This window comes from Streptomyces hebeiensis, assembly GCF_052983195.1.
On the sequence record NZ_CM129812.1, the window covers coordinates 755571 to 767727 of the forward strand.

The following is a 12157-nucleotide window of genomic DNA, read 5'->3' on the forward strand; positions in this document are numbered from 1 at the left end:
ACCGCCGGGCCGCTTCGTTCCGCACGTCCGTCTCGTCGGGCGCCCGTCAGGCCGCCGCGGAGCCCCGCTCCCCCGTGTCACGGTGGATCGGCGTCCGTGAGCCGGTCAGTGGCACGCCGGTGCCGCCCCGGCGGGCCGCGACGATCTCCGCCGCGATCGACAGGGCGGTCTCCTCGGGCGTACGGGCGCCCAGATCAAGGCCGATCGGCGACCTCAGACGGGCCAGTTCCCGCTCGCCCACGCCGGCCTCGCGCAGCCTCCGGGTGCGGTCGGCATGGGTACGGCGCGAGCCCATGGCGCCGACGAACGCGACCGGCATCCGCAGGGCTTCCGCCAACAGGGGCACGTCGAACTTGGCGTCGTGGGTGAGCACGCACAGGACCGTGCGGCCGTCGGTCTCGGTGCGCCGCAGATAGCGGTGCGGCCAGTCCACCACGATCTCGTCCGCCTCCGGGAAGCGCGCCCGGGTGGCGAAGACGGGGCGCGCGTCGCACACGGTCACATGGTGGCCGAGGAATTTGCCGGCCCGCACGAGCGCCGCGGCGAAGTCGATCGCGCCGAAGACGATCATGCGAGGGGGCGGCACGCTCGACTCGACGAACAGCGTGAGGCCACCGGGACAGTGCGAGCCGTCCTCCCCGATCTCGACCGTGCCGGTACGACCGCCGTCCAGCATGGCCCGGGCCTCGGCGACCGCCGTCCTGTCCAGCTCCGCGGCGCCGCCGAGACCGCCCTCGTACGACCCGTCGGGGCGTACGAACAGGGCCTTTCCGAGCATGCCGACGGGCCCCCGGGCGACCCGGGCGACGGCCGCCGGCTCGCCCCGGGCCGCGGCGGCCAGCGCCGAGCGGAACACCGTCCGGGCGGGTGTGTCCGCGCGGACGGGTGTGATCAGGATGTCGATGACACCACCGCAGGTCAGCCCGACCGCGAAAGCGTCCTCGTCGCTGTAGCCGAACCGTTCGAGGCGGGTCCCACCGTCCTGGAGGGCCTCGGCGCACAGCTCGTACACCGCTCCCTCCACGCAGCCGCCGGAGACCGAGCCGATGACCGTCCCCTCGTCGTCGACGGCGAGGGCCGCCCCGGGGCCGCGCGGTGCGCTGCCGCCGACGGCCACGACGGTCGCGACCGCGAAGCTCCGGTCCTCCGCCGCCCAGCGCCGCAGTTCCGCGGCGATGTCAAGCATCCGGCGCTCCCGGGTCCGCGAGCAGGACGCGGTCGGGCCGGATGGGCAGGCTCCGGTGGCGTACACCGGTCGCGTGCCAGACCGCGTTGGCGACGGCCGCCGCCGCGCCCACGATGCCGATCTCGCCGATGCCCTTGATCCCGACGGGGTCCTCCGGGTCGGGGTCGTCGATCCAGTCCGCCTCGACGCGCGGTACGTCGGCGTGCGTGGCGACGTGGTAGCCCGCGAGGTCGGCGCCGTAGTGCCCGCCCGTCGCCCGGTCCCGTACCGCCTCCTCGTGCAGCGCCATGGAGATGCCCCAGGCCATCCCGCCGACGAGCTGGTTGCGCGCCGTGAGCGGGTTGACGATCCGACCCGCCGCGAAGATGCCGAGCATGCGGCGTACGCGGACCTCGCCGGTGCCGGTGTCCACGGCGACCTCGGCGAACTGCGCCCCGAAGGAGTGCCGTTCCTTCTTGGCGAGGGCGCCGACGGCCTCGGACGTGTCCGACCGTACGGTGATCCCCTCCGGGGGGACGTCGGCGCCCGGCGCGAGGCGTTCGCGCAGTTCGCGGGCCGCCGCCGAGACGGCCCAGGCCCAGGAGCGGGTGCCCATCGAGCCGCCCGCGATCATCGCCGGTCCGAAGTCGCTGTCCCCGATCCGCACCCGGACCCGGTCCGGTGTCACCTCCAGCGCGTCGGCGGCGACCAGGGTGAGCGCCGTGCGGGCCCCGGTCCCGATGTCCGCCGCGGCGATCCGCACGGTGAAGGAGCCGTCGGGCTCCGCCGTCACGGCCGCCGTGGACGGCCCGGCCCCCGCGCCGAAGGAGGCCGCCGCCGTACCGGTGCCCAGCAGCCAGCGCCCTTCGCGGCGCAGGCCGGGGCGCGGGTCCCGGTCCGCCCAGCCGAACCGCTCGGCGCCCTCCCGGAAGCAGGCGAGCAGCCTGCGGCTGCTGAACGGCAGCCCGGAGACGGGCCCCCGGTCGGGCTCGTTGCGCACGCGCAGCTCGATCGGGTCGATCCCGCACTTCTCCGCGAGTTCGTCGAGCGCCGCCTCCAGGGCGAACGATCCCGGTGCCTCGCCCGGCGCGCGCATGAACGTCGGTGTGGGCACATCGAGCCGTACGACCTCATTGGCCGTGCGGTGGGCGTCGGCGTCGTACATCACCCGGGCCACACCGGCGCTCGGCTCGACGAACTCGTGCACGGTCGAGGTGAGGCTCAGGGCGCGGTGCTCCAGCGCGAGGAGCCGTCCGTCGGCGTCCGCGCCGAGCCGGACCCGCTGGGCCGTGGGGCTCCGGTAGCCGGTCAACGAGAACATCTGACGTCGCGTCATGACGACGCGGACGGGGCGCTGGAGGAGGGTCGTCCCCATCACGGCCGCCACCTGGTGGGCGCGCAGGCCTTTACTGCCGAAGCCGCCGCCGATGTGTTCGGAGCGCACCCGCACCGAGGCCGGATCGAGCGAGAACATCTTTGCGAGTTCGAGCGCGATCCAGCCGGTGCCCTGGTTGGAGTCGACGACGTCCAGCCGGCCGCCGTCCCACCGGGCGGTCGCGGCGTGCGGCTCCATCATGGCGTGGTGCTCTTCCGGCGTGGTGTACTCCTCGTCCACCACGACGGCGGACGCGGCGAGAGCGGGCTCCGTCTCGCCCTTCTCCGTCACCGCCGGCATGAAGCCGTCCAGTGTGTACGCGCCCGGGTGGTCCCCGGTGAACGCCACGTCGTGAGGCTCCTCCTCGTAGCGCACCACGAGGGCTTCGGCGGCTTCCCTGGCCTGCTCGGACGTCTCGGCGACGACCATCGCCACCGGCCATCCCACATGCGGCACCCGGTCGTGCTGGAAGACCGCGGCGGTCGGGTCCGGCTTGCCCAGTATTCCGATGTAGTCGCTCTCGACGCGCGGGGCGTTGCCGTGGTGCAGGACGGCGAGGACGCCCGGCATCGCGAGAACGGGGGCGGTCTCCACCGAACTCACCCGGCCGCGGGCGACGGTGGACACCACCAGCCAGCCGTGGGCGAGGTCGGCGAACGGGATCTCGCCGGCGTAACGGGCCGCTCCGGTGACCTTGTCACGGCCCTCCACGCGGGTGTGCGCGGTGCCGACGGCACCCTGTGCCGGCGTGGTCCTGATCGGTGCGGTGGTCATCGGGCGGCCTCCTCGGCGAGCTGTGTCAGCACGGCCACCACGAGGTTGCGCATCAGTGTCACCTTGTATCCATTGTGGGGCAGCGGCTCCGCGGCAGCGAGTTCCACGTCCGCGGCGGCGGCGAAGGTCTCGGCGTCGGCCGGCGCCCCGAGCAACGCGCGCTCGGCCGCGCGGGCCCGCCACGGGCGGGACGCGACCGCGCCGAAGGCCAGGCGGACATCGTGCACGACGCCGTCCCGGACGTCGAGCGCGGCGGCGATCGAGCCGATGGCGAAGGCGTACGAGGCGCGTTCGCGCACCTTCCGGTAGCGCGAGCGGGCCGCGACGGCGGCGGGCGGCAGGGTCACGCCGGTGATCAGCGCGCCCGGCGGCAGGGCGGTCTCCAGGTGCGGGGTCTCCCCCACGGGCAGGTAGAACTCGGTGAGCGGCGACTCGCCCGGTCCTTCGGCCGTTTCGTAGTGGACGACCGCGTCGAAGGCCGCGAGTGCCACGCCCATGTCCGAGGGGTGCACGGCCACGCAGTGGCCGGAGGCGCCCAGGATCGCGTGGTTGTGGTGCTCGCCCTCGATCGCGGGACAACCGCTGCCGGGAACGCGCTTGTTGCACGGTTTGGTCACGTCGGTGAAGTAGCCGCAGCGGGTGCGCTGGAGCAGGTTCCCGCCGACCGTGGCCATGTTGCGCAGTTGCCCGGAGGCGCCGGCCAGCACCGCCTGCGCCAACGCCGGGTAGCGGCGGCGCACTTCGGGATGCGCGGCGAGGTCGCTGTTGGTGACGGTCGCGCCGATGCGCAGGGCACCGTCCTCGGTCGACTCGATCCCGTCCAGGGGGAGTTCGCGTACGTCGACGAGGAGGGCCGGCCGCTCGACGCCGGTCTTCATCAGGTCGACGAGGTTGGTGCCGCCGCCGAGGAACCGCGCCTCGGGATCGGCGTCGAGCAGAGCGACCGCGCCGGAGACGTCGGACGCGCGCCGGTATCCGAACTCTTTCATGCCGCCGCCTCCGTGCTCCGTGCCGCCGTGCCCGCCGCCCGCGCGGCCTCCGTGCCGCCCGCCGCCTCCCTGGTCCGTGCCGCCGTGCCCGCCGCCCGCACGGCCTCCGTGCCGCCCGACGCCTCCGCGGCCCGGACCCCGGCCCCGTCCGGGCGGCCCGCTGTTTCCGCCCGGCTCCCCGCCGCCCGGGCGATCGCCTCGACGATCGACACGTACGCGCCACAGCGGCACAGGTTGCCGCTCATCCGCTCCCGGATCTCGTCGGCGGTCAGGGCCGGCGCTCCCGCTTCGGGGCGGACGTCGTCGGTGACGGCGCTCGGCCAGCCCGCCGCGTGTTCCTCGATCACCGCGACGGCCGAGCAGATCTGGCCCGGCGTGCAGTAGCCGCACTGGTAGCCGTCCAGGTCGAGGAACGCCTGCTGCACCGGGTGCAGCCGCTCGCCCTCGGCCATGCCTTCGATGGTGGTGACCTCGCGCCCCTCGGCCGCCACCGCCAACTGCAGGCAGGAGACCGTCCGGCGGCCGTCGAGCAGGACCGTGCAGGCACCGCACTGCCCCTGGTCGCAGCCCTTCTTCGTACCGGTCAGATCGAGCCGCTCACGCAGTGCGTCGAGCAGGGTGGTGCGGTGGTCGACGGAAAGCGCGTGCTCCTCGCCGTTGATGTTCAGAGTGATGGCGCTGTACGTCGATGAGGGGGCTGGGGGCATGATCAGCCTTCTTTCGCGTATCCGGGGACGCCGACGGGCGACGGTCCGGCATGCGGTAACGAATCAGATACGGGGAGAGGCCGCTTCGCGCGGCGACGTCGGGGCCTGGGACCACGCGGGACAGCGGGACGGACGGGGTGGGCGGAGGATACGAACGAGTAACGCGAACGCCACCGATCGCCCACGCCGACCGCATCCACCGCTATGGTGGCCCAATCGGACAGTTGTCCATTACTGGGAAACCTAACGGACAACTGTCCGCTTAGCAAGGTCGAATTCCGGCCTCGCCGCGAAGGAGGACGAGTGCGGCAGAAGAAGGACGCGGCGCCCCTGCGCTCGGACGCGCAGCGGAACCGCGAACGCATTCTGGAAGTGGCCCTGGCGGAGCTGACGCGCTGCGCCGACACCCCGCTGAGCACGATCGCGAAGAAGGCGTGCGTCGGGCAGGGCACCTTCTACCGTAACTTCCCCAACCGCGAAGCGCTCGTCCTCGAGATCTACCGCCATGGGATGCAGCAGGTCACCGACGCCGCTGCCCAGTTGCTCAGGACCCGGGACCCCGAACGGGCCCTGCGCGAGTGGATGGACCTCCTCGCCCGGTTCGCCATGGCCAAGGCCGGTCTCGCGGACGCGATCCGCCAGGCCATGGCCTCGGGGAACCTGACGAAACCGGGACCCGCCCCGGTGATCGCGGCGGCCGAGCTGCTGCTGCGCGCCAACGAGGCGGCCGGTACCATCCGGCCCGGCGTGACCGGGGACGACTTCTTCCTCGCCATCGCCGGCCTCTGGCAGATCGACCCCCGCGAGGACTGGCAACCGCGCGCCGCCCGGCTGCTGGACCTCGTCATGGACGGACTGCGCGCGGGAGCACCGGACCGGTGAGCGCCCACCGGTCCGGACGGGCCCAGAACCCCCGCACGGACGTGTACGACGTCGCCGTCGTCGGAGCCGGCATCGTCGGCGCGGCCCTCGCACGGGAGCTGTCCGGCCACGAGCTCACCGTGGCCCTGCTCGAGGCCCGCGCCGACGTCGGCGACGGCACCAGCAAGGCCAACACCGCCATCCTGCACACCGGCTTCGACGCCGAGCCAGGCACCCTCGAATCCCGGCTGGTCGCCCGCGGCTACCACCTGCTGTCCGCCTACGCCGAGGCCACCGGCATCCCCGTCGAACGCACCGGCGCCCTGCTGGTGGCCTGGGACCGGGAAGAGCTCGGCGCCCTGCCCCGCCTCAAGGAGAAGGCCGAGGCCAACGGCTACGAGCACTGCCGCCTCGTCGACGCGGACGAGGTCTACCGCGCCGTCCCCGCCCTGGGCGAAGGCGCCCTCGGCGGCCTGACCGTGCCCGACGAGTCCGTCATCTGCACCTGGACCACCAATCTGGCCCTGGCCACCGACGCCCGTCGGCGCGGCGCCGAGTTGCTGCTGCGGCACGCCGTCACCGGCGTCCGGCGCGACGACGGCCACACCACCCTGATCACCACGGCCGGCGACGTCCGTGCCCGGTGGGTCGTCAACGCCGCCGGTCTCGGCGCCGACCACATCGACCGGCTCTTCGGCCACGACCGCTTCACCGTCACCCCCCGTCGCGGCGAACTGTTCGTCTTCGACAAGCTCGCGCGCCCCCTGGTCGACACCATCGTCCTGCCCGTGCCCACGTCCCGCGGCAAGGGCGTACTGATCGCGCCGACCGTCTACGGGAACGTCATGCTCGGCCCCACCGCCGAAGACCTCACCGACCGCACCGACACCGCGACCTCCGAGAGCGGCCACGACTTCCTGCTCGGCAAGGGCGAGCGGCTCATGCCCAGGCTGCTGGCCGAGGAGATCACCGCGAGCTACGCGGGCCTGCGCGCCGCGATCGACCACGGCGACTACCTCGTCGAAGCGACCCCCGAGCAGCGCTACCTCCTCGTCGGTGGCATCCGCTCCACCGGGCTGTCCGCCGGCCTCGCCATCGCCGAACACGCGCGTGGCGTCCTGGCGGGCGCCGGCCTGCCCCTGCGCGCCCGCGACCGGCTGCCCGATCCGCCGCGCATGCCCAACCTCGGCGAGGCCGCCGAGCGTCCTTACCAGAACGCCGGCCTGATCGCCCGGGACCCGGCCTACGGCACCATCGTCTGCTTCTGCGAGCGCGTCACGGAAGGCGAGGTCCGGGATGCCTGCCACGCCCCCGTGCCCGCACGCGACCTCGACGGGCTGCGCCGCCGCACCCGCGCCATGAACGGCCGCTGCCAGGGATTCTTCTGCGGCGCGGCCGTCGAGGCGCTGCGCGCGCGGCACCACGCCGACGACGGCTGCGACCGGGCCGACGGCCGCGACGAGGACTGAGGGACCACCGATGAATCACCAGCCCGCCCCACTCACCCCCGACGTCCTCGTCATCGGCGCCGGGCCCGCGGGCCTGACCGCGGCCGCGGAACTCGCCCGCCGCGGCAGTGGCCACGTCCTCGTCGTCGACCGTGAGCAGCGGGCCGGCGGCATCCCCCGGCACAGCGACCACACCGGGCACGGGGCGCGGGACCTGCGCCGTGTGCTGTCCGGGCCCGCCTACGCGCGGCGCCTCGTCGGCCGGGCCGCCGCCGCCGGGGCCGAGATCCGCACCCGCACCATGGTCACCGGCTGGGCCGACGACGACACCGTCGACGTCACCGGCCCCGACGGCCGCTACCGGATCCGGCCCCGGGCCACCGTCCTGGCCACCGGCGCCCGCGAACGCCCACGCGCCGCCCGCCGCGTCCCCGGCGACCGCCCCGACGGCGTCTACACGACCGGCCAACTGCAGAACCTCGTCCACCTCCACCACCGGCCGGTCGGCACACGGGCCGTCATCGTCGGCGGTGAACCCGTCAGCTGGTCCGCGGCCCTCACCCTGCGCGAGGCGGGCTGCATCCCCGCCCTCATGATCAGCCAGTACCCCCGGGCCGAGTCCTACGCCGCGTTCACCGCCGCCGGACGGACCCTGCTGCGCGTCCCCGTCGCCACTCGCAGCCGCGTCACCCGCGTCATCGGCACGGACCGCTGCCGGGCCGTCGAGATCGAACACCTCGACACCGGCAGGCGCCGTACCGTCGCGTGCGACACCGTCGTCTTCACCGGCGACTGGATCCCCGACCACGAACTCGCCCGCGGCGCCGGCATCGATCTGGACCCCGGCACGCTCGGACCGCTCACCGACACGGCCCTGCGCACCAGCCGCCCGGGCGTCTTCGCTGCCGGCAACCTGGTCCACCCGGTCGACACCGCCGACGTCGCGGCCCTGGACGGCAGGCACGTCGCCCGACAGGTCATCGACCACCTGCACGGCCGTCCCCGCCCGGCCGAGGGGGTCCGGCTGCTCGCCGAGGCGCCCTTCCGCTGGGTCGCCCCGCAGATCCTGCGCCCCACCGACCCCGCACCCGCCCGAGGCCGCCTGCTGCTGTGGACCGACTCCTTCGTCCGCCTCCCCAAGGTGACCGTCCGCCAGGACGGACGGACCGTCGCGCGCCGCACGCTCGCCTGGCCCGCCGCCCCCGGCCGGGTCTTCCGGGTCCCGGCCGGTCTCCTCGACGGCGTCTCGACCACGGGCGGCCCGGTCCGCATCGGCCTGGACGGGGTCCGGTCCGGGGCGTAGGGCGTGCGAGCCGGGAGGCACGATGTGGGCGGCGTGCCGTGGGCACGGCAGCCCGATTCAGGACCGTACGAGCACACTGGAGCTACTGGATGACCCTGGGCACCGAAACGACCGGCCGGATGAAGCGGTCTCCCGATGTCGAGAACGAGGTCCTCGATGTGACGCACCACCAGGATCCCGGCCGTAACCGGCTGACCCCGGTGGTGCGACTGCCGTCGGACGCCGCCCTGGCCGTGGTCGACGCCCTCGCCGGTCTGGTCCGGTCGGCCCACCGCCGGGAGGAGTCGAGCCCGGCCCCGGCCGGTACGCTCAAGCAGGCGCAGGTCTTCGAGGAAGGCGACGTCTTCATGCTGGAGCCGCCCTTCGAGGGCTTCTTCGCCGACCGCTACCTGATGGACTTCTACGACACCGCCGACCGCGGCATATGCTCGCGCATGCACCTGCACACCGGACTGCGGTTCGTGCGGATGATGACCGGCCCCGGGACCACGATCCGGGTCTCGAGCCTGTCCCCGATCACCGTCCGCCCCGCGGCGGGCTGGACCGATCCGCTGAGCACCTTCACCGACGCGCTGCCCGGTACCCCGGCTGGGGTGCACCGCCACCGGCACAACGTGATCGTGCCGCCGAACTCCTGGGTGGACATGCAGATCCCGCGCGGGGTGTCCCACCAGTTCAACGCGGTGGGCCCGAACGCGGTCATCGACTCCGTGCACCCGGAGGAATCCATCGAGACCCTGCGCGAGGGGATGTCGGGATACCGGATGATGGCGCAGACCATCTTCCTCGCCAAGGACAAGAGCCCGGCCGCCACCTGCGCGGACATCACGGGCCCGGACGACAGCACGCACGCCTGACGACGGGGCCCGTCCGCCGCGTTCCCGGTGCGGGGCGGGTGGCCGGACGCCACCCGCCCCGCACCGAGGACGGGTTCCGCTCAGGCCGTGGCCGGCTGAGCGCCGGGAGAGGCGGGTGCCAGACGGCCGGCCCGGTGGAGCGCGTGGAGGGCGCCGGAGCAGGCCAGACCGAGGGCGACCAGCACCAGCCAGGGCAGCGCCGGCACACCGGCCTGCCGGGCGGCGTCGAGGGATGCCCCGGTGAGCAGGTTGCCCACCGTGATCCCGACGCCGCAGATGGTGTTGTACAGGCCGTAGTGGGTGGCGACGAGCCGGTTGCCCGAGAGCCGGACGATGGTGTCCATCTCGAAGGGGTACGCGATCATCGTGCCCAGCGCCAGCAACAGCGCGGCCAGCGTCGGCGGCACGGCCGCGAGCAGCCACCGCCCGGCCCCTCCGTCGGGCACCGGCACGGCGGTGGCCACGAGCAGGGGCACGAAGGCCAGCCCCATGCTCGACAATCCCCAGGCCAGGGCCTGTCCGGGGGCGAGTCGTCGCTTGCACCACGCGGTCACCCGGGTCTGCCCGAAGATCGTGGACAGTCCGGACGCCGCGAAGAGCAGCGCCACCGCCGCGGTCTCGACCCGGCCCCCGTCGCCCAGGCGTCGCACCTCCAGCGGCAGCGCCAGATAGACCTGGAACGACAGGACGTACGAACCGATCATGGCCGTGGCGAAGAGCAGGAAGGCCCGGTTGCGCGCCACGCTCCGCCACTGGGACAGCACGCGCTCCCACTGCCCGGCCTCGGCGTTCTCGTCTTTCTCAGCGGCCCCGCGGGCGGGCAGCATCCGGATCTGTACGACGCACAGCAGGCCGAAGACCACCGCGGAGACGAGGCAGGTGACCCGGAAGTCGATCCCCGTCAACGCCATTCCGACCAGCGGCCCGAGCAGGATCCCCGCCTGGTAGAAGACGTTGAACAGCGCGAACGCCTCGACGCGGCGGTCGCCCGCGTCGGCGGCGAGGTAGGCCCGTACGGCCGGGTTGAACAACGCCCCCGCGAAGCCGGTGGCCGCCGAGGCGGCGAGCAGCGCCGGTACCGAGTCCACCAGCCCGAGCGTGGCGAAGCCGGCGGTGCGCAGCACGCATCCGGCGACGATCAGGGGTTTGTAGCCGAAGCGGTCGGCGAGGGTGCCGCCGACGAGGAACATGCCCTGCTGGCTGAAGTTGCGTACCCCCAGGACGAACCCGACCAGCCAGCCGGCCAGACCGAGGGTTCCGGACAGGTGCTGGGCCAGGTACGGCATCAGCATGTAGAAGCCGAGGTTGATGGTGAACTGGTTGGCCATCAGCAGTTGGACGCTCCGGTCGTAGGACCGGACCTGCGCAAGCGTTCGCTTCACCGGACGCCGCCTTCGGTACGGGTGCCGTTCGCGGTACCGGCATCCGCTTCGGTACGGGCGTCGTCCGCACCACGCGTACCGTCTTCGGCGCCGGCGGACCGGGCCGCGGTCGGGGCGAGCGGGTCGACCACCGCGGTGCAGCGGGTCCAGCGGGTGACCTCCTTCTCGTCACACCGTCCGACCACCTCGGGATCGGGCGCCGGCGAGACGCCGAGCAACCCGTGTTCGGCGCAGTAGGCGTCGTCGTAGACGGTCTCCAGGTACCGCTGCGGACCGTCGGGGAAGACCGCGACGATCCGCGCGTCCCCGGGGAGCGTACGGGCGAGCCAGCCGGCGACCAGCGCGACCGCGCCGACGCTCCAGCCGCCGGTGGCGTAGTGCGAGGCGGCCAACTGCCGGCAGGCCCAGACCGATTCGGCGGGGGCCACCCAGTGGACCTCCTGGAAGCTCTCGTACGCGACATTGCGCGGGTGGATGCTCGATCCGAGCCCGCGCATCAGCCTGGACCTGGCCGGCTGGCCGAAGATGGTCGAACCGATGGTGTCCACGCCCACCAGGCGCATCGCGGGGTAGAGCTGGCGGAGGACGCGCGAGATGCCCGCCGAGTGTCCTCCCGTGCCGACACTGCACACGAGGACGTCGATGTGGCCCACCTGGGAGGCGAGTTCGAGGGCGAGCGGCGTGTAGGCGGCGACGTTGTCCGGGTTGCTGTACTGGTCGGGGCTCCAGGCTCCGGGATGCCGCGCGAGCAGTTCGGCGACCCGGTCGCGGCGGGCCTGCTGCCAGCCGCCGGTGGGATGGGGGCGGGGTACGAGGTCCACGGTGGCGCCGTAGGCGGCCAGGAGCCGGATCATGGACGGTTCGAGGCCCGGGTCGGTGACGAGCGTGACCGGGTGGCCGTAGACCATACCGGCCAGGGCGAGGCCCAGACCGAGCGTGCCGCTGGTCGACTCGATGACGGGCCGGCCGGGCAGCAGGTCACCGCGGGAGCGGGCGCGTTCGACCATGTGGAGGCCGGGGCGGTCCTTGATGCCGCCGGGGTTGAAGCCTTCGAGCTTCGCCCAGAAGCCACGGCCCGGCGCGGTGAACGGCTGTGACACCCGCAGGAGGGGCGTGTTGCCGACGAGCCCCGGCAGGGTCGCGCCCGCGGGCGTGAAGTCGCTCATGACGGGCCGGTGGACCGGGGAATGGGCCGAGGCTTGGGCCGGGGAATCGGCCGGGGCGTCGATCGTCGAGTGTGTCGGAGAGTGAGCCGACGAGTGGGTCGAGGAGTGCATCTCTTCGCTCTCATTCGCT

Annotated in this window: 9 protein-coding genes and 1 pseudogene; 4 read left to right on the forward strand and 6 right to left on the reverse strand. The window is 73.5% G+C overall.

Going from position 1 to position 12157, the window contains the following annotated elements:
- Positions 1-46: 46 nt before the first annotated feature.
- From ACU6P3_RS03185 to ACU6P3_RS03200, 4 genes and pseudogenes are all read right to left on the reverse strand, one after another.
- Positions 47-1186 (reverse strand): XdhC family protein, encoded by a 1140-nt coding sequence (locus tag ACU6P3_RS03185; protein ID WP_447195810.1) that lies wholly within the window; start codon positions 1184-1186, stop codon positions 47-49.
- A complete protein-coding gene (locus ACU6P3_RS03190) occupies positions 1179-3314 on the reverse strand; it encodes a xanthine dehydrogenase family protein molybdopterin-binding subunit (protein WP_447195811.1) in 2136 nt (711 codons plus the stop codon). The genes ACU6P3_RS03185 and ACU6P3_RS03190 overlap by 8 nt, the downstream gene beginning before the upstream one ends.
- Positions 3311-4303 (reverse strand): FAD binding domain-containing protein, encoded by a 993-nt coding sequence (locus ACU6P3_RS03195; RefSeq protein ID WP_447195812.1) that lies wholly within the window; start codon positions 4301-4303, stop codon positions 3311-3313. Before ACU6P3_RS03195 ends, ACU6P3_RS03190 begins: the two co-directional genes overlap by 4 nt.
- 119 nt (positions 4304-4422) lie before the next feature.
- Positions 4423-5010 (reverse strand): annotated as a pseudogene (locus tag ACU6P3_RS03200) ((2Fe-2S)-binding protein); the annotation flags it as partial.
- A 303-nt stretch (positions 5011-5313) separates the two neighbouring features.
- Between ACU6P3_RS03200 and ACU6P3_RS03205 the strand changes: the two are divergent.
- From ACU6P3_RS03205 to ACU6P3_RS03220, 4 genes are all read left to right on the forward strand, one after another.
- Positions 5314-5892 carry a TetR/AcrR family transcriptional regulator gene (locus ACU6P3_RS03205; RefSeq protein WP_447195813.1) on the forward strand — a complete coding sequence of 193 codons (579 nt, stop codon included), beginning with the start codon at positions 5314-5316 and terminating at the stop codon, positions 5890-5892.
- A complete protein-coding gene (locus ACU6P3_RS03210) occupies positions 5889-7340 on the forward strand; it encodes an NAD(P)/FAD-dependent oxidoreductase (protein WP_447195814.1) in 1452 nt (483 codons plus the stop codon). Before ACU6P3_RS03205 ends, ACU6P3_RS03210 begins: the two co-directional genes overlap by 4 nt.
- Before the next feature lie 10 nt (positions 7341-7350).
- The gene (locus ACU6P3_RS03215) at positions 7351-8622 is read left to right on the forward strand and encodes an NAD(P)/FAD-dependent oxidoreductase (protein ID WP_447195815.1); all 1272 of its coding nucleotides are present in this window, start codon (positions 7351-7353) and stop codon (positions 8620-8622) included.
- Positions 8623-8711: 89 nt separating this feature from the next.
- Positions 8712-9479 carry a hypothetical protein gene (locus tag ACU6P3_RS03220; protein WP_447195816.1) on the forward strand — a complete coding sequence of 256 codons (768 nt, stop codon included), beginning with the start codon at positions 8712-8714 and terminating at the stop codon, positions 9477-9479.
- Positions 9480-9559: 80 nt separating this feature from the next.
- Here the strand turns inward: ACU6P3_RS03220 and ACU6P3_RS03225 are convergent, their stop codons facing one another.
- Positions 9560-10861 (reverse strand): MFS transporter, encoded by a 1302-nt coding sequence (locus tag ACU6P3_RS03225; RefSeq protein ID WP_447195817.1) that lies wholly within the window; start codon positions 10859-10861, stop codon positions 9560-9562.
- On the reverse strand, positions 10858-12027 hold the full coding sequence (locus ACU6P3_RS03230; protein ID WP_447195818.1) for a PLP-dependent cysteine synthase family protein: 1170 nt from the start codon (positions 12025-12027) through the stop codon (positions 10858-10860). Before ACU6P3_RS03230 ends, ACU6P3_RS03225 begins: the two co-directional genes overlap by 4 nt.
- Between the last annotated feature and the right edge of the window lie 130 nt (positions 12028-12157).